Raw genomic sequence first — 21733 nt, forward strand, 5'->3', positions numbered from 1 at the left:
GCGCGCCCGCCTTTGCGTAAGATCAAAGTGAAACCGCCAGACGCGCAGAACGGCGCCCAAAACAGGGAGACAGACATGACGCACGCTATCGACACCACGCAACCGCGATGGTTTTACGACTTTGTCTCGCCGTTCACCTATCTCCTGCTCGAACAGCATGAGAAATGGCCGGATGTGCCGTTCGCGCTCACGCCCGTCTCGCTGAACGAGTTGTATAAGCATTGGGGTCAGCGCCCGCCGGGCACGGTGCCCGGGAAACGCACTTTCATCTATCGGCACGCGCTCTTCAGGGCTGAACAGCTCGGCATCCCGTTCCGGATGCCGCCCGTGCATCCGTTCGATCCGACCAAGGCGCTGCTCCTCGCGACGGCCGCCCAGGCCGATCTGGTCTGCGTGCGCGAGATTTTCCGCTTCATCTGGCGCGACGGCCGCGATCCTTCGACGGACGAAGGCTTCGCCGCGCTGTGCGAACGCGTCGGGCTGCCGGACGGTCCGGCGATGATCGAACTCGAGGAGACGAAGGAGCGACTGCGCCGCAACACGACTGAAGCGACGACGCTCGGCGTGTTTGGCGTGCCCACCTTCTGGATGAACAAGCAGCTGTTCTGGGGCGAAGACGCGCTGCCGATGGTGCTGTACTGTGCACGCACGCCGAACTGGCTCGATTCGAAGGAAGTGAAGCGGATCAGCTCGTTGCCGTCGGGGTTGACGCAGGCCGTGTGACGCGACCAGAGAGCATGACGCGGTCGTTGCGCGGTCGGCATGCGCGGGTTGCGCCCATGTCGAGTGATCGTTACCCGTCATGGCGGCGCGCGGGTCCGCCCACGCATGCGCGACCTGATGCCGGCCATACCGCGGACGCTATAGCCGGCGCGCCGCAAAGGGCTAAGGTTATGGACTATGCGAGGTAATCCGCGCTGCCGTCCGGCAGCGGGTTGCCTGACGCGTCATCTCAATCCCCTTTGACAGCCCGATACGCCTGCTGACGCATGGACGATACCGCCGCCTCCCTCGATATCTGGCTCGTTCGCGTGCTGCGTACGCTGCTGGTCGAGCGCAGCGTCACGCAGACCGCGCTGCGCCTGAACCAGACCCAGCCGGCGATCAGCACCGCGTTGCGCAAGCTGCGTGAAACGCTGAACGACCCGATCCTCGTGCGCGGCAAGTCGGGCATGGTGCCGACCGAATATGGGGAATCGCTACTGGCGTCGGCGCAGTGTGTGCTGCGCGAAGTCGACTTCGTCGCGACGCCGCATGGCGATTTTGATCCGGCGCGCTCGCGTCGTACGTTTCGCGTCGCCGCGCCGGATTATCTGAACGATTTCTTCATGCCGACCGTGATCGCGCAGTTCCGTGAGGCGGCGCCGCATGCCCGTCTGGAAATCGAGTCGCTGTATCCGACGCTCGATCACACTGCCGCACTCGATGCCGGTGAACTCGACCTCGTGATCGGCAACTGGGCAAAGCCTGACGCACGTTTCGAACGGAGCGACCTGTTTTCGGACACTGTCGTGTGCCTGATGCGCGCCGATCATCCGCTCGCGCAGGCGCCGCTCACGCGCGACGCATATCTCGACGCCGCGCATCTGGCGCCGACGCCGTACACCGGCGGCAACGCCGGCGCGATCGATGTCGGCCTCGCGAAGGCCGGCGCGCAACGACGCATTGTCACGACGCTGCCCTACTTCGGGCTCGTGCCGCAGGTGCTGCTGCAATCCGATCTGATCTTCACGACGACGCGTCGCTTCGCGATGCACTACGCGCACATTCTGCCGCTGGCAGTTGTCGAGGCGCCGATCGCGTTTCCGCGCATCAAGTGCTATCAGATGTGGCATCCGCAGCCAGACCGGCCGAGCGATATCGGCTGGCTGCGCGGGTTGATGGCGCAGGTGTCGGAGGAACTGGTGGCCCGTGGGGCCGGGCGGGGGAAGAAGACGCGGGCGGTCGTGGCGAGCGTCGGTGGGCGCTAGACGCGGCATCGTCTGGCGCCAGCGTCGGCCTGCAGGCGTCGCGGTTTTTCAGCGCAACTGCTGGGCGAGGTATTCGCAGACCGGGTACGGCCCGGGCCGGGCGGCGTCGCGTCGCGTCGATAGCGTGCAACTGGAAACCCGGGTTGCACGGCTCCCCGCTCAAGCTTTCTCTAATTGCGGCAGATGCAGGCGCCGAGGTTCGCACGACGTGACAGCAGCCTGCTGCGCGCGCACCTTGAACAGTTCCGCGGCCACCGCGATCGCAATCGACGGCGGCGCCTTGTCGACGATGCCCGGGACCCCGATCGGGCAGGTCATCTCGACGAGCCGCTCCGGATCGACGCCACGCTCGATCAACCGGCGCTCGAATTTCACGCGCTTCGTCTTCGAACCGATCATCCCGAAGTAGGCGAAGTCGCGTCGCCGCATGATGCGCGCCGCCAGCGAAAAATCGAGCGCGTGGTTGTGCGTCATCACGAGGAAGTAGGCGCCGGCGGGCGCCTGATCGACGATCGCGTCCGGCGTGTCGGTGGCTTCGATCTGCACGTTGACGGGGACTTCGTCGGGGAAGAGTTCGTCACGCTCGTCGACCCACTGGACGACGCACGGCAGGCTGCCCAGCAGCGCAACCAGCGCATGACCGACATGCCCCGCGCCGAACAGCACGATGTGCACCGGCGGCAGCGCCGGCCGCGGGACCGCCGCCGTGCCGCGGCGGCCAGGCTGAATCGAGGCATCAACGTTCGTCGTGAGCATCTTCATCGCTCCGTGTTCAGCGACGATCCGCGCTGGCCGCGCGCACTGCATTGACGGCCTTGAGAATCTCTTCGCTGGTCGCGGGCGCGTTGAGCGGCGGATTGACCTTGTAGTCGCCGACGCTCGCCACCGCATCGCGGATCGCGAAGAACACCGAGAACGGCAGCAGCAGCGGAGGCTCGCCCACCGCTTTCGAGCGATGGATGCTGTCCTCCGCATTGCGGTTCTTGAACAGGTTGACGCGGAAGTCCGGCGGCGTGTCATTCACGGTCGGTATCTTGTACGTGGACGGCGCGTGCGTCATCAGCTTGCCGCCTGCGTTCCACCACAGTTCCTCGGTGGTGAGCCAGCCCATGCCCTGGATGAACCCGCCTTCCACCTGGCCGACGTCGAGAGCCGGATTCAGCGATGCGCCCACGTCATGCAGCGCGTCCGCACGCAGCACGCGCATTTCGCCGGTCAGCGTATCGATCACGACCTCCGACACAGCCGCACCGTATGAGTAGTAATAGAACGGCCGGCCTTGCAGCTTCGCCTGATCCCAGTAGAGCTTCGGCGTCGCGTAGAAACCATCTGACCACAACTGCACGCGTGCAACGTAGGCCTTCGCGATGATCTCTTCGAACGGCACCACCGTATCGCCCACCACGACGCTATCGTTCGCGAAGCGCACGTTCGCGGCGTTCACTTCGCCCGCGCCGAATTTCCCGGCGGCGAACGCGGCGAGGCGCTCGCGCAACTGACGCGCGGCGTCCTGCGCGGCCTTGCCGTTCAGGTCGGAACCGGTCGACGCGGCCGTCGCCGAGGTATTCGCCACCTTGCTGGTATCGGTCGCGGTGACGCGCACGCGTTCGAACGGAATGCCGAGTTCATGCGCGACGACCTGCGCGACCTTGGTGTTGAGCCCTTGCCCCATCTCCGTGCCGCCGTGGTTCACGAGCACCGAACCGTCGGTATAGATATGGACGAGTGCGCCGGCCTGGTTGAAGTGCGTCACGTTGAACGCGATGCCGAATTTCACCGGCGTGAGCGCAAGACCCTTCTTCAGGATCGTGTTCTTCGCGTTGAATTCGCGGATCGATTCGCGGCGCGCGCGGTAGTCGCTGGTCGCTTCGAGTTCGTCGATCAGTTCGTGAATGACGTTGTCTTCGACAGTCTGGCCGTACGGCGTCAGGTTGTGTTCAGTCTTGCCGTAAAGGTTCCTGCGGCGCACGTCGAGCGAATCGAGACCTGTCGCACGCGCGACGTCGTCCATGATGTATTCGATCGCGAACGCGCCCTGGGGTCCGCCGAAACCGCGAAACGCCGTGTTCGACTGCGTGTTCGTCTTGCCGCATTGCCCTGCAATCGAAACGTCCGGCAGCCAGTACGCGTTATCGAAGTGACAGACGGCGCGCGTCATCACCGGGCCGGACAGGTCGGCGGAGAAGCCGCAGCGCGAGGTCATGTCGACCGAGACGCCGTCGATCAGGCCAGCGTCGTCGTAGCCGACTTCGTACGTATAGTGAAAGTCGTGACGCTTGCCGGTGACCATCATGTCGTCGTCGCGGTCAGGACGCAGTTTGACCGGGCACAGCAGCTTCCATGCAGCGAGCGCCGCGCAGCACGCGAACAGACCCGATTGCGATTCCTTGCCGCCAAAACCGCCGCCCATCCGCCGGCATTCGACCAGCACATTGTGCGAATGCACGCCGAGCAGATGCGCGACCATATGCTGCATTTCGCTCGGATGCTGCGTCGAGCACCAGACGTGCATGCCGTCGTCGTCCTTCGGCACCGCGTACGAGATCTGGCCTTCCAGATAGAACTGCTCCTGGCCGCCGAGCGTCATCTCGCCGGCTTCACGATGCGATGCGCGCGCGATCTTCCCACCGGCATCGCCGCGTGCGAGCTTCATCGGCGGCAGCACGTACGACTGCGCGGCGCGCGCCTGCTGCGCCGTCAGGATCGCGGGCAACTCCTCGTAGACGACCTGCGCGCGACGCGCCGCGAGCCGCGCCGTCTCATGCGAGGTCGCGACGACGATGAACATCGGCTGGCCGACGTATTGCACGACGCCGTCCGCGAGCACCGGATCGTCGTGGATGATCGGGCCGCAGTCGTTGGTGCCCGGAATATCCCCGGCGGTGAAAACAGCGACGACGCCAGGCGTCGCGCGCACTGCGTCGAACGACATCGACACAATCTTCGCGTGCGCCTTCGCCGACAGGCCGAGCGCGGCGTGCAGCGTGCCGGCGACGACCGGAATGTCATCGGTATAGGTCGCGCGGCCGCTCACATGCAGATGCGCGGATTCGTGCGGACGCGAGACGTGGACCTGCGTGAAATCGGCGAGGTCTTCACGCGCCTGGGCGTCCTTCAGGAACGGTTCAGCTTGCTGGTTCATTCGAATGTTCTCCGTATCCTGTTCGTTACGCGCCTGCGGCAACGACTGCGCGCACATCGAGCGCTTCTTTCGCCAGCGGATCGTGCGGACGCGTTTCGAGCCAGAAGCGATACAGCGTGTTCTTCGCCGCTTCGAGACGGTACGCGTCAGTGGCGCGCACGTCGGAGAGCGGCGCGTAGTCCTTGCCGAGCGCAAGCATCGCAGCCTGTGCCGTGGCCTCGTGCCAGACGGCGTCGTTCAGAACGGCTTCGGCATGCGTTGCGCGCTTCGGCGTCGCGGCCATGCCGCCGAACGCGACGCGCGGCTCGCGGATCGTCTCGCCATCGGCGATAAACGAGAACGCGGCGCAAACAGCCGAAATGTCGGAATCGAAGCGCTTCGAAATCTTGTACGTGCGGAATTGCAGGTTGCTGCGCCTGCCGGTGCGCGTCGGCACTTTCAGGCCGACGACGAACTCATGTTCCGCCATGTCCTTCTTCTGATATGCGAGGTACAGGTCTTCGAGCGGCAGTTCGCGTTCGACGTCATTGCCGCGCAGCACGACGCGCGCGCCCAACGCGATAAGACCGGGCATCGAATCACCGATCGGCGAACCGTTCGCAATGTTGCCGCCGAGCGTGCCGGCGTTGCGGATCGGCAGCGACGCGAAGCGTTGCCACATTTCCGTCAGCTCCGGATACTGCTTCGCGAGTTCGGCGTACGCGCTTTCGACCGTGACGCCGGCACCGATCTCGATCCAGTCGGCGGAGGTTTCGATGTGTTGCAGCGCCTCGATCTGCCCGACGTAGACGACGTTACCCAGATCGCGCATCTGCTTCGTGACCCACAGGCCGATATCGGTGCTGCCGGCGAGAATGCGCGTCGCCGGTTGCGCGGCCTTGATCTGCGCGAGCGCTTCGACGGTGCGCGGCGCGTCGAACTGCTGGCCGGCGTGCTCGTAATGGAAGGTATCCGCGCGTTCGATCGTTGAAAGCGTGCGGGCCAGCGCGGGGATATCGACGGGCGCTTTCGGCGGCGGCGCGTCGAACATCCGCACGGCGGCGTCGACGATCGGACGGTAGCCCGTGCAGCGGCAGAGATTGCCCGTCAGCGCGTTGCTGATATCGGTGCGCGACGGCACCGTTCTGTTCGCGCAGGAATGCTCGTGACCGTGCTTCTCATACAGTGACCACATTGACATCACGAAGCCCGGCGTGCAGAAACCGCACTGCGAACCGTGACAGTCGACCATCGCCTGCTGCACCGGATGCAGCGAGCCGTCAGGCTGGCGCAGATCTTCGACGGTGAAAAGCGCCTTACCGTCGAGCGTCGGCAGAAACTGGATGCACGCGTTGACCGTCTTGAAGTTGACGCCGCCCGCTTCGTCACGCTCGCCGATCACGACCGTACACGCGCCGCAGTCGCCTTCGGCGCAGCCTTCCTTGGTGCCCGTGCAGTGCGCGTCCTCGCGCAGATACTGCAGGACAGTGCGGGTGATGGGCGCGTCGCTGACTTCGCGAATTGCATTGCGGTGGTAAAAGCGGATCGGCTGGCTCATGTCTCTTCCCGGTTTCTCTGCGTCCGTGGGGACGGTCATGCAGTTGATGTCTCGAAAACTAACATCATCAATATTCGCAACCCATAGCGGTGGTCGCATGCGGGGCATATCGTTGCGGCGATAAATCACATCGGGTTTTACCGCGAACGCTTATATTTATCTGTCCGTTATGGCATGTTTTGCGAATTTATGCCGTGTTTGTGGTCTACGTATCAGATGCTGGAAAAATTGTTTGAGGAAATGCGCGCGAAAACTGGCTACCTGGATGGGTCCGATCTCATACGGCACTGTTTTTTAAGGGGCAAAAATATTAAGTGAATCCTGCAGAACGTCCCATTCCATGGGAAAATCACGGCTTTCTGGCGTTTTCAAGTCTCGTTTTCCCCATGTCCGCCGACTCCGCCTCATCTCGCAGTGAATTTGCGACCACGCTCCAGATCATTCCGGTCGTCTTTTTCACGTTTCTTTGCTACCTGACGATCGGCATTCCGCTCGCCGTGCTGCCGGGCTACGTCCACGACGACCTCGGCTACAGCGCGATACTCGCGGGTCTCGCGATCAGCGTGCAGTACTTCGCGACGCTCGCATCGCGTCCGATCGCCGGTCGCTCGGCCGACACGCTCGGGCCGAAGAAGACCGTCACGATCGGGTTGATTGGGTGCGGCGTGAGCGGTGTGCTGCTGCTCGCTGCCGTGCTGTGCGGACGCTGGCCGGTGATCAGCCTCGTGCTGCTGGTGATGAGCCGCCTCGTGCTCGGCTTCGGCGAAAGCCTGTGTGGCACGGGCGCGATCCTGTGGGGCATCGGGCGCGTCGGTACCGCGAACAACGCACGGGTGATTTCCTGGAACGGCATCGCAACGTATGGAGCGCTCGCCATCGGCGCGCCGCTTGGTGTGGCGATTGTCCATGCGGTCGGGTTCGAGGCGCTTGGCTTTGTCGTGTTCGCGCTGGCGGCGCTCGGCTTCTATCTCGCCCGGCCGATCGCGCCGGTGCCTGTCGTGCATGGTGAACGCATGTCGTATCGCAGCGTGTTCACGCGCGTGCTGCCGCATGGCATCGGGCTTGCGCTCGGCTCGGCCGGCTTTGGTTCGATTGCCACGTTCATCACACTCTTCTATGCGGCGCGCCACTGGCCGAACGCGGCGCTTTCGCTGACCGTGTTCGGCACGCTGTTCGTCGGATCGCGTCTTCTGTTTGCCAACACGATTCGCACGTACGGCGGCTTTCGCGTTGCGATCGCTTCGTTTGCGTTCGAGTGCGTCGGGCTGCTGATGCTGTGGCTCGCGCCTGAGCCGCATTTCGCGCTGGCGGGTGCCGCGCTCACCGGCTTCGGTTTCGCGCTGGTGTTTCCGGCGCTCGGCGTCGAAGCGGTCGCGCTGGTGCCGCCGGCGAGCCGTGGTGCGGCGCTGTCGGCGTATTCGGTGTTTCTGGATCTGTCGCTGGGGATTACCGGGCCGCTCGCGGGCTATATTGCCGGAGAGTTCGGTTATGCGTCGGTGTTTCTGTTCGCGGCGGTGGCGTCGGCGGCGGCTGTTGTGCTTTCGACGATGCTGTATCTGCGGCACACGCGTATATCGAACGCGCCGGCTGCGTTGTAGGGTCGGGCGTTGCGGGCCAGCCCAAAAAGCCTGTGCTGATTATTTCGGCACGGGCTTTTTTGTATTCACGCTGCGCGGGCTGCGCCTCGCGATCCGCCCGACAACGACTTTTCAAGCGCGGCGACGCCGGCCGGCAGATCCACGGCGACGCCGAGATCGACCATCGTGCGGCCCAGCGCATGCACGGTGCGGAACAGGTTATGTTCGCGGCACTGCTCGCCCATCTGGCCGATACGCACGATCGGCAAGCCGAACGAGCCCGAGATTTCCACCTGATGCTGCCGCGAGATGTGACCGCAGATGTCGCCAGGGCTCAAGCCTTGCGGCACTTCGATACCAACGACCGAATTCAGACGGCACGCAGGCGGCGCATAGAGCTTCAGCCCCATCGACGTGACACCTTCCTGCAACGCCACCGAGCACTTCAGGTGACGCGCAAAACGCTTCTCCAGCGTCTCCGCGCAGACGAGCCGCAGCGCCTCATGCAGCGCGAGCACGCCCGACACCGGCGCCGTGTAGTGATACCCGGCGTTGTGCCAGAAATTCTCGGCGAGCGACGCGTCGAGGCACCAGTGGGCGTTCGGCTGCGTGCGGCCTTTGACGCGTGCCCACGCCGCATCTGAGAACGCGATCAGCGACACGCCCGGGATCGACGACAGGCCTTTTTGACCGCCGGTGATAACGGCATCGATACCCCACGCGTCCATTTCAAGCGGCATCGTGCTGAGTGTGCAGACGGCGTCGACGATGACGAGCGCGCCGGCCGCTTTCGCGAGTGCCGCGATATCTTTCAGGTGATGGTTCCACACCGTGTTCGACGTTTCGCCCTGCACGATCGTGACGATCTCGGGGCGCTCGCGACGGATTGCTGCGGCGACCTGTTCGAGGGTTGCGACTTCGCCGTCGGGCACGTCGAGCAGGGCGACGTGAGCGCCGACGCGGCGACCCATTTCCGCCATCCGTTCGCTGAAGAAGCCGTTCTTGATCGCGAGCACGCGGGTCCCGTTCCACGCGAGGTTGGAGATTGCCATTTCCATCGCGGCCGAGCCCGGGCCTGCGACGCCGAGGACCCATTTTGAGTTGGTCTGGAAGACGTAGCGGGCCATTGTTTTCACCTGGCCGATCACTTTCACCATCGTGGCGCCCAGATGGTTGATCACGATGGTGTTCGCCTTCGCCACCGCAGCAGGGATCGGGACGGGGCCCGCGCCCATCATCAGCAAGGGTTCTTCAGGGAGGATGGCGTCGAGAGATTCGACTGCGGGGCAAGGGATTGATGTCGACATTCTGTCTTCTGGCTTTTTGCTTTTTGCTTTTGCTTCCCGGTTTGGGCATGCTGCAGCGGGGTTTTGATCATTCACCCATATGGGGGTTTGTGCAAGAGGCTTGCGGGGTTTTTTGTGGTTCTCGTTTTTTTGTGGTTCTGGGTTTGTTGGCCTTTCCTTGCATTCATGTCGGTCTATTGGCGTCGCCCCTGTGCGGGGCGGCACCTACTTTTCTTTGTCCTTGCCAAAGAAAAGTAGGCAAAAGAAAGGCGCCGAAAACTCTTCGCTTCCGGGTGCGTCATCACCGGGGAATGGCACCCCATGAAGTGTCGCCCCCACATTTCACCCGGCATGGGCCCGCGCACGATCTGGTCCCATGGCAGTAGTCGCGCATGTGACAAGGCAGTCATTCATCCCACTCCGCGCTACGCGCGTCGCGGAGCGCATGGCTGGGCTCGGTGTTGGTGTGGATGCCTGGGCGCCAGAACCTGGCGACGCAAGTTTCATTGAGAGTGGAAGTGGTACAGCGGAACTGACGGCACGAACGCCGCGCTAACGGCGCCGACACCGAACGGCGACGCGCGAAGCGCGGAGCCGGGTGAATGAGCCCTGTGTCACGGGCAGTACTGTGCGGGGGATCAGATCGTGCGCGGACCCATGCCGCGTGAAGTGCGAGGGCGACATCTCATGGGGTGCCATTCCCCGGTAGCGACACAACCCGGAATGGACGACATTTCGGCGCCTTTCTTTTGCCTACTTTTCTTTGGCAAGGACAAAGAAAAGTAGGTGCCGCCCCGCACAGGGGCGACGCCAATAGACCGACGTGAATACAAGGAAAGGCCAACAAAAGGCTCAAGACGCGCAGGAAGAAGCGCCGGTCGGCAAGGACGCCCCGAACGAATTCCCCTTGAGGAACAAAGAAAAGCAGGCGCTGCCCCGCACAGGGGCAACGCAAATAGACCGACATGATTACAAGGAAAGGCCAAAGACCCAGCCAGGTGCCTCGCACAAAAAACAACCTCAATCGCGAGGCACCCACCAACAAACCCAGACCAAAACCAAAACCAAACCCCCTACTTAACCCTGCCCTTATCCAGCTTCTTCCCCGTCGCCGCATTAAACCTCTCGACATACTCCTCGATAAGCTTCCGCATAGCCCGCCCGATCGCCCGATAGTCAGACTCATTCAGATTGGCAAGCGAAACCCGCCCGGAAGGATGCTGGGTCCCAAACCCGAGCCCAGGCAACAGCACAACCCGCGCATCGCGCGCCAGCCTGAACAACAGTTCCTGCGGTTCCGTATTCTTGAACAGCCATTCGACAAACTCCTTCCCGAACGCCCGCTCGCCGAGAAACTCCATATCAAGAATCGTGTAGTAGTCGACCTGATTCTCATCGTCGTCCGGGAACGAAATCCCGATCTCTTCGAAGAGCGCCTTCTTCCGGTTGCGAATCAGCCGCTTCAACGCACTCTTGTACGCGTCCGGCGTATCCATCAGCGAGAACAGCGAGAACAGCACCATCTGCACCTGCTGCGGCGTCGACAGCCCCGCGGTGTGATTCAGCGCCACCGTCCGGCTGTCGGCCACCAGACGATCGATGAACTTCAGCTTGTCCGGCTCCGTCGTGATCGACTCATACCGGTGGTGCAGTTCCTTCCTCACGTCCTTCGGCAACTCGCCAAGCAGCCTGTCGAGCACGTTGTCGCGATGCGTCGCGATCGCGCCGAGCCGCCAGCCCGTCGCGCCGAAATACTTCGAATACGAGTACACCAGAATCGTGTTCTTCGGCGCGAGCGCAAACAGCGAAACAAAGTTGTCCGCGAAGGTGCCGTACACATCGTCGGTCAGCAGGATCAGGTCAGGACGCTCCTTGACGATCTCCGCGATGTACTCGAGGCTCTCGTCGTTGATCCTCACCGAAGGCGGATTGCTCGGGTTCACGAGGAAGAACGCCTTCACCTTCGGATCGCGCAGCTTGTCGAGTTCCTTCTTCGAGTATTGCCAGTTGTTCTCCACCGTCGCGTTGAGATTCACGACGTTCAGCTGGTAGTCGTTAAGCCGCGGAATCTCGATGTACGGTGTGAAGATCGGCATGCCGAGCGCAATCGTGTCGCCCGCCTTGATCAGCTGGTTCTCGCGCATCGTGTTGAAGATGTACGTCATCGCCGCGGTGCCGCCTTCCACCGCGAAAACGTCGAACTCGCCGACAAACGGATGCTTGCCGATCATCTCGCGTCGCAGATACTGCCCGACGATGATCTCCGAGAGCTTCAGCATCCGGTCCGGCACCGGATAGTTCGAAGCGAGAATGCCCTCGCACATTTCATAGAGGAAGTCGCCCGCGCTCAGGCCCAGCTGATCGCGTACATACGACACTGCGCCCGCGAGAAATGAAATACCCGGCACGCCACGGTTCTCGCGAATGAAAAGCTCGAAGCGTTCGGTCAGCCCCTCACGCTTCGGAAAGCCGCCCACGCCCTCCGGCATATACGCAAACGAACGCTCCGATTCACGCATCGCGAAGAGACCGAGCTGCCAGAAACCATGACGCGGAATCGTTGCGAGAAAGTTCGGATTGCCGCGGCCCGCGTTCAACATGGACGCGTTGGCCGGGCGCTCGACCGCGCCGCCGCCCGCGGCCTTGATCAGTTCATCCTTCAGCTCGAACGGGCTGAGTGCGGCGAGACCTGCCTTGTCGCCATTGCCGCCTTTGCTCTTTGCCATGATGCGTTCTCCGTTGAAACAGATGTGAAACGCCGATGTTGCGCGCAGTTCCGGGCGCCGCCGGCGCGAGAGGGATAACGAACCTGGGTATCGCTGTGTATCGCATCCACGTTCAGGTTCGTCGCGGAATCAGTCTTCAGATCACTGCCTTGAAAAGCGGCTAGACAAGCCCGACGACAAGCGGCCCGAGCAGCGTCAACATCACGTTCGCGATCGCATACGTGATCGCGAACGGTACGGTCGGCACCGCGCTTTCCGCCTTGTCGAGCACGCCCCCAAATGCCGGATTCGCGCTGCGCGACCCGGACAGCGCGCCAGCCAGAAGCGCGGCGTTGTTATAGCGAAGCACGTAACGCCCGAAGAGCATCGTCAGCAGCAGCGGGAACAACGTAACGAACACACCGAGCAGGAAGATCGTCATGCCGCTCTGCTTGACCGTCACCACTGCCTGCAGCCCGGAGTTCAGGCCGACCACCGCGACGAACGCAGCGAGCCCGAAGTCCTGCAGCAACCGCGAAGCGGCCGAAGGCATCACGCCGTACATCGGATGCTTGCCGCGCATCCAGCCAAACAGCAGGCCAGCAAGGAGACACCCGCCGCCCGAGCCGAGCGTGAGCGGAATGCCCCCGAGCCTGACGACGATCAGACCGATCAGCAGACCCAGCACCAGACCGACACCCATGTAGATGAAGTCGGTCTTGATGGTGTATGGCAACTCGTAACCGGCTTCGTTCACGGCGCGTTTGGTGTCCTTCGGCGAGCCGTAGAACGTGATCACGTCGCCGTGTTCGAGCTGCGTCTCCGGCAGGATCGGTAACGGTTGACCTGCGCGCGAGATAGCGTCGATAAACACACCGTGACGCATGTCGCGATCGACGGTCGTGCGTACGGCTGCGATCGTCGTGTGATTCATGCCCTTGCGCGTGAACACGCCCTGACGCGTCTGCATGACGAGGCTCATGCCGTCGGTGTCCGCGACTTCGGTGCCGATCAGCGGAGCGACATCGACCATGCCGTCACGGCGTCCGACAATCAGCACGACGTCGTCTTTCTGAAGCACGATGTCGGGTCGCGGTTCGAGCGCCTTGCCCGCGCGTCGAATGCGTTCGATCGTGATCGTGTCGTTCTGGCTCAACTCGAGTTCGGCGACCTGTCGGCCCGCCGCCTGCCCAACGCGGTAAGCGCGACCGACCAGTTCCGGCAACGCCGAGAGTTGCCCCGGCCCCCGCGCGACGGCGCCGCCTGCGAGTGCTTTTTCTGCTTCGATTGCGGCGTCGCGCAAGCTCTGCCCCATGAACTTCGGCAGGATGTTCACGCAGACGATGATCGCGCCCAGAGAGCCGAACACATACGTCACCGCGTAAGCAATCGCCACATCCGATTGCAGCGACTTAACCTGGTCGGCTGGCAAGCCGAGACGCGCGATCGCATCGCCAGCGGTGCCGATAATCGCCGACTGCGTCAGCGCGCCGCCCGCGAGGCCGGCCGCGATCCCCTTGTTCAGTCCGAAAATCTTTGCACACACAACCACGGTGATCAGCGCCGACGCAGCAAGAAACACGGCCATCGCGATCTCACGCAGCGTCTTGCGATTGAGCGAATTGAAGAACTGCGGACCGGAGTCATAGCCGACCGCATAGATGAACACGGCGAACATCACCGATTTCACGCCATTGTCGATCGTGACCCCAGCCTGACTGATCACCACCGCCGCCAGCAGTGATCCGCCGACCCCGCCCAGCTGAAACTTGCCGAAGTTGATCTGGCCGATCAGATAGCCAACCGCCAGTGAAAGGAATAACGCGATCTCAGGTGACTTGTGAAAGATGTCATGTAGCCAGTCCATCGTGCCCTCGCATTGGTTCGTGCCGTTGCTGCCTGACGTGTCTGGTCCCCTGCGGGCGCGGCGGCCACCGCGTCTGCCCTGCTGCCGGCGCCTGCGGACGCCTGTGATTTAAGTGAAGCGCTATCCGTGATGCGTGATGCGTGACGCTGCCGCTCTCGCGTCGTATCGTGCTGCGCTGCACCGTGCGTGGTCAGCCGAACTTGCCCGACAGCCCCACGACAAGCGGGCCGAGCAGCGGCAGCAGGATGTTCGACAACGCATAGGTGATCGTGTAGCCGATGACCGGCGTCGAATTGCCGGTCACGCCGACGAGCGCGCTGATCGCGGGCGTGCTGCACTGCTGGCCCGCGATGGCGCCAAGCAGCATCGGCGTTTCGAGTTTGAGGAAGGCGCGGCCGATCCATAACGACAGCAATCCGGGAATCAGCACCATCAGAATGCCGGCGACCGGCAGCGCGAGTCCGTACTGATGCACGAGGCGGATTGCGTCCGGCCCGGCAGACAACCCGACGGCGGCGATGAACGTCGCGAGGCCGAAGTCCTTGAGAATCTGCGCGGCCGCCGACGGCAGCGAGCCCACCAGCGGATAGTGCGAACGGATCCACCCAAACAGCAGACCGGACAGCAGGCATCCACCGCCGGTGCCAAGTGCGATCGACACGCCGCCGATCCGGCCGCCCAGATGTCCGATCGCCATCCCGACCAGCACGCCAAGCCCCAGATAAACGAAATCGGTTTTCTGCGTCGCAACGAGGACATAGCCGAGCTTCTTCGCACCGCGGGCGACGTCCGTCTTCGTGCCGACCAGCGTCAGCACGTCGCCGCGATTCAGTTCGGTGTTCGGCAAGGCCGGGACTGTCGTCTCCAGCCGGGTGACCGCTGCGATATAAACGCCGCGCCCTTCTTCCGGCCCGGCGCGCTCGCGCACCTGCGCCACTGTCAGACCATGCGCCTCACGCAGTGTCAACACGACGTCCACGCGCTCGCCCGTCACCGGGCCGATCTGTTTGCCCGCGACTTCCTCGCCGATGTGGGCGGACGCTTCGACCAGCGCCTCGCGCCGGCCGACCACCAGCACGAGATCGCCCGCCGCGAGCGTCGACTGCGGTTCGACGGGCAGCGTGACGCCGCCGCGCTCCACCTGCTCGACCGTCAGGTTGCCGCCATACTGCCGCTCCAGCGCACCGACCGTGACGCCCGCCGCAGCGCCGACGCTGAACGCCCGCCCGACGAGCGGGGGCGCAGCCAGCCGCTGGCCTTCGTCGAGCGCGCCGTCGCCGCCGAGCTTGCGCCACACGCGCTCGGCCTCTTCGCGCAGATTGACGCGCAGCAACAGCGGCGCGAACTGGCTGGTGAAGAGCACGATGGTGACCAGGCCGAAAAGGTAGCTGACGCTGTACGCCGTCACGATGTTGGCCTGAAGGCGAGTCGTTTCCGCGTCGCCGAGACCCAGTTTTGCAATGGCTTCCGAAGCGGTGCCGATCACAGCGGATTCGGTCGCCGCGCCGGCGAGCAATCCCGACGCAGTGCCCGGATCGAGCCCGAGCAGCGCCACCGCGATCATGATGAGCAGCACCACCGAGACGATTTCGATAATCGACAACATGCCGTACCGCCAGCCTCGCCCAATGTTGGCGAAGAACTGTGGACCGCCGGTAAAACCGAGCGCGAAAATGAATAACGCAAACGCAATATTTTTCAGATCCGGGGCGATGCGTGCGCCCGTCTGGCCAAGCAGCAACGACACAATCAATGTGCCGCACACGCCCCCCAGCTGAATCGGCCCGATCTTGAACGAGCCGATGAAGTATCCAAGCGCGAGACTCGCGAACAACGCGATCTCAGGTTGAGCCTTGAGCAATTCACCGATCATGTTGTCGTTCGCCGGTTTACGGGTTTATTTAACAAAAAACCTGAAACAATCCCGCAACAAAACGGGCTTAAAGACGATTTTCAACGGACTTGTGCACGACCGTCACATTTCCCGTTCGGGAATTTGACGAACGTCATTCGATTCGGCGTTTATTGCACTTTGATGACGCGTACAGCCCATGATGACGGCGTGGCGCGCGTTCTGGATCCAGGCGGAAGCTGCTTATGCGAAATGGCAGACATCGTTTCCTCGCAAAGTTGTCCGGCAACCGGGGAAAACCGTTATCCGTCCGGCATTAAGCCGGTTTTTAATGCATTCCGGATTACAGAAAACGGGCAACATTTTCTGTTTCCGCATAGCAACATATAGACTCTTTAACAATGCGAAACGTTGTTGCGTTTTTAACTAAATATTGTAATTCTCCGAAACTGTCAATATGATTTTTTAGCGATGAAATTTCTGCCGCACCGGTAAATCAGAAAACCAGCGGACACCGTACCGTCCCGTCGTTCGGCCCGCCATACGGCTAACTTCGCACGGCTTTGTCGTGCCAATACGAGGCTATATGCCATGAACCAGATTCATGCCATGCGTGTTTTCGTGAGAGTTGCCGACACCCAGAGTTTTCGCCGCGCCGCCCAGCAACTCGACGTGTCGAATGCGCTCGTGACGCGTTCGGTCGCGATGCTCGAAGCGCATCTGCAAACCCGGCTCATCAACCGCACGACGCGAAACCTTTCCCTGACCGAAGCGGGCACCCGATACCTGGAAGGCTGCCGCGGGTTGCTGGAAGACCTCGATCATCTCGAGAACACCGTCGCCTATACCGAGCGCGAACCGGGTGGCACGTTACGGATCGTCGCTTCGGGCGCGCTGTCGCTGCTCTCGCTTACGCCGCTGCTGAACGGTTATCGCAGGCTGTATCCGAACGTGCGCATCCGTTTGACGCTCGCGGAGCGCCACGTCGACCTGGTGGAAGATGGCTACGACGTCGGCATCGTCACCGCGTTCATGGTGACGAGCACGGAGCTCGTCGAGCGGCCGATCGGCACCCATACGCTGGTGACGTGCGCATCACCCTCCTGGCTTCTCGAACACGGCGAACCGCGTACGCCCGGTGAACTGGCAAAGCACGCGTTCGTCTCGCTGCCGTCCGAGCAGCGCAGTCCGACGTGGCATTTCGCGGACGCGAACGGGCACACCGCGCAGGTCACGTTGCAGCCGGCCTACACGGTGAACAGCGCGCTGATGGTGCGCCTCGCGGCGCTCGCGGGCATGGGGTTCGCGATCCTGCCTTCGCAACTGGTCGCCGACGACTTTGCGGCCGGCACACTGCGTCGTGTCGTGCCGGATTACACGGTGGACGATCCGGAGGTGAAGGTGTCGATCGTGTACCCGAGCCGCCAGCATCTGCCGGCGAAGACACGCGCCTTCATCGACTACACGCTCGAACACTTCGGCCGTGGCCAGTCCGCTGACGCAGGTACCGACGGCAACGGGAGCGCTGTCGCGACACGCGACCTCGAATCCATGCTCGCGCCCACCGGTTCGATGCTCGCGAATCTGCACGAAATTCCGGGCGTATAGTGGACCGCGGGCTGACCGCGGAGGTGGATCGCGGGCTGACTGCGGAGGTGGACCGCGGATGGACCGCCAGGGTCGACCACGGGGCGAACCGCGCGCCCCCGTTTCCGGCGAGCCTCACGCGCCGCATCGGGAGAATTCCATGCGCATGATCCTCTTCAGCAGCCGTCAGTACGACGTCGACACATTCATCGAGGCGAAGCCCTCGTTCGACTTCGACGTGCATTTCCAGGCGTCGCACCTCGACGTCGAGACGGCGATTCTCGCGAAGGGGTACGAGATCGTCTGCCCGTTCGTCAACGATACGGTGGACGCCGCCGTGCTCGAGAAGCTGCATGAAGGCGGCACGAGGCTCATCGCGCTGCGCTCGGCGGGTTTCAATCACGTCGATCTTGGCGCGGCCACGAAGCTCGGCATTCCGGTCGTGCGTGTGCCCGCCTACTCGCCGTATGCGGTCGCGGAACACGCGGTCGGGCTGATTCTTGCGCTGAACCGGCGTCTGCCGCGCGCCGTCGCGCGTACGCGTGAAGGCGATTTCTCGCTGCACGGGCTGCTCGGTTTCGATCTGCATGACAAGACGGTCGGCGTGATCGGCACCGGCATGATCGGCCGCGTGTTCGGACGCATCATGGCGGGCTTCGGCACGCGCCTGCTCGCGCACGATCCCGGCACGCCCGCCGACGACCTGCTCGCGCTCGGCGCGCAATATGTGCCAATCGATACGCTGCTCGGCGAATCGGATGTCGTCAGCCTGCACTGCCCGCTCCTGCCGTCGACGTATCACCTGATCGACGAACGCGCGCTCGCGAAGATGAAGTTCGGCTCGATGCTGATCAATACGGGGCGCGGTGGTCTCGTCGAAAGCAATGCGCTGGTGGGCGCGCTGAAGAGCGGCCAGCTGGGTCATCTCGGGCTGGACGTGTACGAGGAAGAAGGCGGCCTCTTCTTCGAGGATCACTCGAACCTGCCGCTGCTCGACGACGTACTCGCGCGTCTTCTGATGTTCCCGAATGTGATCGTCACGGCGCACCAGGCGTTTTTCACGCGGGAGGCGATGAACGAAATCGCGCACACCACGCTCGGCAATGCGAAGGCGTGGGCCGAAGGTGCGCCGCGCAACGTCGTGCAGGGCGCGCAACCTGCCTAGGAACGTGTTTGCGCCGCAGCAGCGACGGCAGCCGCGGCTGTCGCGACTTCGAGCGTGGCGGCTTCGAGGGCGGCACGGGCTTCGTCGGAGGCGCCGCACATCTGGTGCAGCAACGCCGCTTCGCGCTCGTGCACTTCGACCGGAAAACACTGCGCGCCTGCCGCGAACAGATAGCGCGCGCGATGCTGGCCGTTACGGAACGCAACCACGCCTTCTTTTTCGAGGCCGAGCAAACCCGCGAGTCCGCGTGTTCGGCGTGCGCTCACCGTCACGTAAGGCATCTCGGGAACGCGCGCATTCGACGGATCGAGGAATTCGCGGATACCGCGCACCTTGCCCGAGTGCCATTCGTTGACGGGCCGCAGCACGTAGTCGGTATTGTCGCGATCGGCACACGTGATGAGCCGTCGCGCGTCGACCAGCACGACCCGATGGCGCGCGCCGTCGGCGGCGAAGACGCGCTTCAGCCGCACGTGGTGGTAATGCGAATGGTTATTCAGCTTGACGATCCAGAACGGTTCGGACGGCGACGGAACAGCATTCGATGCGGACAATGAGATGGACACTGACAGTACGGGCTCGATACGCCGGCGCTCATGCAACCGGCACGTTAAAAAAGCTGCTTACGCTACGACGCGAATATGAAAACGGCGTGACACTCACACGGCTGCCCTGCCCGCCGCGACGAGAATAGTCACACCGCATCGTTTCCCCGCCTTTCCTCTTTCTGCCGGCAGACAGACCAACCGACCCCGGAGACCGACATGACTACGGAAACCTTCGGCGAACATGTGCGAATCGAGGCGGCCGGCGCGGTCGCCACGGTCGTGCTCGACCGGCCGGCGCGCCGCAATGCCGTCGACCGTCCGATCGCCGACGCGCTCAGCGCCGCGTTCCAGCGCTTCGAGACGAATCCCGCATGGCGCGTGGCCGTCCTGTTCGGTGCCGGCGGCACATTCTGCGCCGGCGCCGACCTGAGCGCGCTCGCCGACGACGCCTGCCGCAACGAACTGCACGCCGACGGCAGCGGTCCCGGCCCGATGGGCCCGACGCGCATGGCGTTCACGAAACCGGTGATCGCCGCCATTTCAGGATACGCCGTCGCGGGCGGACTGGAACTGGCCGCGATGTGCGATCTGCGCGTCGTCGAGGAAGACGCGGTGCTCGGCGTGTTCTGCCGGCGCGTCGGCATTCCACTGATCGACGGCGGCACGATCCGGCTGCCGCGTCTGATCGGCCTGTCGCGCGCGCTGGATCTGATCCTGACCGGCCGCGCGGTCGACGCCCACGAAGCGCTCGCCTTCGGCCTCGCGAACCGCGTCGTGCCGACCGGCACGGCCCGCGCCACGGCGGAGTCGCTCGCCGTGCAACTGGCCGCGCTTCCGCAGGCCGCCCTGCTCGCCGACCGTCGCTCGGCGCTTGACAACAGCCCGCTCGACGATCTCGCCGAAGCGTTACGTCGCGAAGGCGCGGGCGGCTACGCAGCCGTCTTCGAACAGGGCATCGCCGGCGCGGCACGCTTCACAGGCGGCGCCGGACGACACGGCGACACCGTCTAGCCGCCGGAATATCACACGCCGAAAATCCGCGCGGCCACGGCCGGCGCGCCGCAGCCGTCGCCTTTGCGGCAAAAACAACAGGCCAGCCGGTCTACAGCGGCCGATTAATAGCTTAGGTACAATCCCCTACTGATTTTCCCCTGGCTGACGCCCGCGCTTTCGTCCCGAAAACGCGCGCCCGCCGTGCCTGTCGCGCCGAAGCGCCCCATCATGCCTTTACCTCTGCTCGCCCTTGCCATCGCCGCCTTTGGAATCGGTACCACCGAGTTCGTCATCATGGGTCTGCTGCCGGACGTCGCGCGCGATCTGTCTGTGTCGATTCCGGCGGCGGGGATGCTCGTGTCGGCGTACGCGCTCGGTGTGACGATCGGCGCGCCGATCGTCGCCATCGCAGTGGCGAACATGCCGCGCAAAAAGGCGCTGATGAGCCTGATCGGCGTGTTTATCGTCGGCAACCTGCTGTGCGCGGTGGCGCCGGGCTACGGCATCCTGATGGCTGCGCGCATTGTCACCGCGTTCTGTCACGGCGCGTTCTTCGGCATCGGCTCTGTGGTGGCGGCGGGTCTGGTTGCACCGAACCGTCGTGCGCAGGCGATCGCGCTGATGTTCACGGGTTTGACGCTGGCGAATGTGCTCGGCGTGCCGCTCGGCACCGCGCTCGGCCAGGCCGTCGGCTGGCGCGCCACGTTCTGGGCCGTCACGGGCATCGGCATCCTGGCGGCTGCTGCGCTCGCCGTCTGTCTGCCGGCGAAGATCGAGATGCAGAAGGCGAGCCTCGTCCACGAATTCAGCGTGCTGAAGAATCCGCAGGTTCTGATGGTGATGGGCATCAGCGTGCTGGCTTCGGCGAGCCTGTTCTCGGTGTTCACGTACATCACGCCGATTCTCGAAGACGTCACCGGTTTCACGCCACACAACGTCACGCTCGTGCTGCTGCTGTTCGGGCTCGGGCTCACCGTCGGCAGCACGCTGGGGGGCAAGCTCGCGGACTGGCGTCTGATGCCTTCGCTGATTGCGTTTCTGCTCGCGCTCGGCGTCGTGCTGACCGTGTTCGCCGGCACGATGCACGCGGCCATTCCCGCGATGATCACGATTTTCGTGTGGGGCGTGCTCGCGTTTGCGATCGTGCCGCCGCTGCAGATCCTGATCGTCGATCGCGCGAGCGCCGCGCCGAATCTCGCTTCGACGCTCAACCAGGGTGCGTTCAACCTCGGCAACGCGACGGGCGCGTGGCTCGGCGGCATGGCGATCGGCGCGGGTGTGCCAATGACGTCGCTGCCGTGGGTCGGCGTCGCGATGGCGAGCGGCGCCCTTGCGCTGACGTTGTGGTCCGTGTCGCTTGAACGGCGGGGGCAACGGGTTTCGCTGCCGGGATCGGCCGGCGCCGCCTGAAAGGCCACCTGAACTTCACCCAGGCGCCACCTGAACACCGCTTGAGTGTCGCTTGAGTGTCGCTTGAGCGCCTTGAGCGCTGCTTGAGTGACAC

At 63.5% G+C, this 21733-nt stretch carries 15 protein-coding genes; 7 read left to right on the forward strand and 8 right to left on the reverse strand.

The window, feature by feature from the left end:
* Positions 1-75 precede the first annotated feature (75 nt).
* Positions 76-723: a 2-hydroxychromene-2-carboxylate isomerase gene (locus tag P3T16_RS11885; RefSeq protein ID WP_429342442.1), complete on the forward strand. Its 648-nt coding sequence runs from the start codon at positions 76-78 to the stop codon at positions 721-723.
* Positions 724-989: 266 nt separating this feature from the next.
* Complete coding sequence (locus P3T16_RS11890; protein WP_429255268.1) at positions 990-1970, forward strand: LysR substrate-binding domain-containing protein; 981 nt, start codon at positions 990-992, stop codon at positions 1968-1970.
* A gap of 159 nt (positions 1971-2129) precedes the next feature.
* Here the strand turns inward: P3T16_RS11890 and xdhC are convergent, their stop codons facing one another.
* The 3 genes from xdhC to xdhA are packed head-to-tail and all read right to left on the reverse strand — an operon-like array spanning position 2130 to position 6649.
* On the reverse strand, positions 2130-2726 hold the full coding sequence (gene xdhC / locus P3T16_RS11895; protein ID WP_429342443.1) for a xanthine dehydrogenase accessory protein XdhC: 597 nt from the start codon (positions 2724-2726) through the stop codon (positions 2130-2132).
* Between the two features lie 16 nt (positions 2727-2742).
* Positions 2743-5112: a xanthine dehydrogenase molybdopterin binding subunit gene (gene xdhB / locus P3T16_RS11900; protein WP_429255270.1), complete on the reverse strand. Its 2370-nt coding sequence runs from the start codon at positions 5110-5112 to the stop codon at positions 2743-2745.
* Positions 5113-5137: 25 nt separating this feature from the next.
* Positions 5138-6649, reverse strand: coding sequence for a xanthine dehydrogenase small subunit (gene xdhA, locus P3T16_RS11905; RefSeq protein ID WP_429342444.1), 1512 nt, complete (start codon positions 6647-6649; stop codon positions 5138-5140).
* Positions 6650-7035: 386 nt separating this feature from the next.
* Between xdhA and P3T16_RS11910 the strand changes: the two genes are divergently transcribed.
* A complete protein-coding gene (locus tag P3T16_RS11910; protein WP_429342445.1) occupies positions 7036-8247 on the forward strand; it encodes an MFS transporter in 1212 nt (403 codons plus the stop codon).
* Between the two features lie 65 nt (positions 8248-8312).
* On the opposite strand, the gene P3T16_RS11915 is transcribed toward P3T16_RS11910, so the two are convergent.
* The 4 genes from P3T16_RS11915 to aspT (P3T16_RS11930) form a co-directional block, all read right to left on the reverse strand.
* Positions 8313-9533: a pyridoxal-phosphate-dependent aminotransferase family protein gene (locus P3T16_RS11915; RefSeq protein ID WP_429342446.1), complete on the reverse strand. Its 1221-nt coding sequence runs from the start codon at positions 9531-9533 to the stop codon at positions 8313-8315.
* A gap of 1052 nt (positions 9534-10585) precedes the next feature.
* Positions 10586-12238, reverse strand: a complete 1653-nt coding sequence (locus tag P3T16_RS11920) for a bifunctional aspartate transaminase/aspartate 4-decarboxylase (RefSeq protein WP_429255274.1) — start codon at positions 12236-12238, stop codon at positions 10586-10588.
* 160 nt (positions 12239-12398) lie between these two features.
* Positions 12399-14084, reverse strand: coding sequence for an aspartate-alanine antiporter (gene aspT, locus P3T16_RS11925; protein ID WP_429255275.1), 1686 nt, complete (start codon positions 14082-14084; stop codon positions 12399-12401).
* A gap of 190 nt (positions 14085-14274) precedes the next feature.
* A complete protein-coding gene (gene aspT, locus P3T16_RS11930; protein WP_429342447.1) occupies positions 14275-15957 on the reverse strand; it encodes an aspartate-alanine antiporter in 1683 nt (560 codons plus the stop codon).
* Between the two features lie 570 nt (positions 15958-16527).
* On the opposite strand from aspT (P3T16_RS11930), the gene P3T16_RS11935 reads away from it, so the two are divergent.
* Both P3T16_RS11935 and P3T16_RS11940 read left to right on the forward strand, forming a co-directional pair.
* Entirely contained in the window at positions 16528-17544 is a 1017-nt protein-coding gene (locus P3T16_RS11935) for a LysR family transcriptional regulator (RefSeq protein WP_429342448.1), read from the forward strand.
* 139 nt (positions 17545-17683) lie between these two features.
* Positions 17684-18688: a 2-hydroxyacid dehydrogenase gene (locus P3T16_RS11940; protein ID WP_429342449.1), complete on the forward strand. Its 1005-nt coding sequence runs from the start codon at positions 17684-17686 to the stop codon at positions 18686-18688.
* On the opposite strand, the gene P3T16_RS11945 is transcribed toward P3T16_RS11940, so the two are convergent.
* A complete protein-coding gene (locus P3T16_RS11945; protein WP_429342528.1) occupies positions 18685-19260 on the reverse strand; it encodes a plasmid fertility inhibition factor family protein in 576 nt (191 codons plus the stop codon). The two genes, P3T16_RS11940 and P3T16_RS11945, sit on opposite strands and share 4 nt — an antisense overlap.
* 192 nt (positions 19261-19452) lie before the next feature.
* Here P3T16_RS11945 and P3T16_RS11950 point away from each other — a divergent pair, with 192 nt between their 5' ends.
* Complete coding sequence (locus P3T16_RS11950; protein WP_429342450.1) at positions 19453-20247, forward strand: crotonase/enoyl-CoA hydratase family protein; 795 nt, start codon at positions 19453-19455, stop codon at positions 20245-20247.
* Positions 20248-20457: 210 nt separating this feature from the next.
* A complete protein-coding gene (locus tag P3T16_RS11955; protein WP_429342451.1) occupies positions 20458-21639 on the forward strand; it encodes an MFS transporter in 1182 nt (393 codons plus the stop codon).
* Positions 21640-21733 lie beyond the last annotated feature (94 nt).

This window comes from Paraburkholderia sp. GAS42 (genome assembly GCF_050436565.1).
Lineage (GTDB): Bacteria > Pseudomonadota > Gammaproteobacteria > Burkholderiales > Burkholderiaceae > Paraburkholderia.

Coding starts and splice junctions, on each gene's coding strand:
- P3T16_RS11885 (WP_429342442.1), top strand. CDS start 76: ATGACGCACGCTATCGACACCACGCAACCGCGATGGTTTTACGACTTT.
- P3T16_RS11890 (WP_429255268.1), top strand. CDS start 990: ATGGACGATACCGCCGCCTCCCTCGATATCTGGCTCGTTCGCGTGCTG.
- xdhC (WP_429342443.1), bottom strand. CDS start 2,726: ATGCTCACGACGAACGTTGATGCCTCGATTCAGCCTGGCCGCCGCGGC.
- xdhB (WP_429255270.1), bottom strand. CDS start 5,112: ATGAACCAGCAAGCTGAACCGTTCCTGAAGGACGCCCAGGCGCGTGAA.
- xdhA (WP_429342444.1), bottom strand. CDS start 6,649: ATGAGCCAGCCGATCCGCTTTTACCACCGCAATGCAATTCGCGAAGTC.
- P3T16_RS11910 (WP_429342445.1), top strand. CDS start 7,036: ATGTCCGCCGACTCCGCCTCATCTCGCAGTGAATTTGCGACCACGCTC.
- P3T16_RS11915 (WP_429342446.1), bottom strand. CDS start 9,533: ATGTCGACATCAATCCCTTGCCCCGCAGTCGAATCTCTCGACGCCATC.
- P3T16_RS11920 (WP_429255274.1), bottom strand. CDS start 12,238: ATGGCAAAGAGCAAAGGCGGCAATGGCGACAAGGCAGGTCTCGCCGCA.
- aspT (WP_429255275.1), bottom strand. CDS start 14,084: ATGGACTGGCTACATGACATCTTTCACAAGTCACCTGAGATCGCGTTA.
- aspT (WP_429342447.1), bottom strand. CDS start 15,957: ATGATCGGTGAATTGCTCAAGGCTCAACCTGAGATCGCGTTGTTCGCG.
- P3T16_RS11935 (WP_429342448.1), top strand. CDS start 16,528: ATGAACCAGATTCATGCCATGCGTGTTTTCGTGAGAGTTGCCGACACC.
- P3T16_RS11940 (WP_429342449.1), top strand. CDS start 17,684: ATGCGCATGATCCTCTTCAGCAGCCGTCAGTACGACGTCGACACATTC.
- P3T16_RS11950 (WP_429342450.1), top strand. CDS start 19,453: ATGACTACGGAAACCTTCGGCGAACATGTGCGAATCGAGGCGGCCGGC.
- P3T16_RS11955 (WP_429342451.1), top strand. CDS start 20,458: ATGCCTTTACCTCTGCTCGCCCTTGCCATCGCCGCCTTTGGAATCGGT.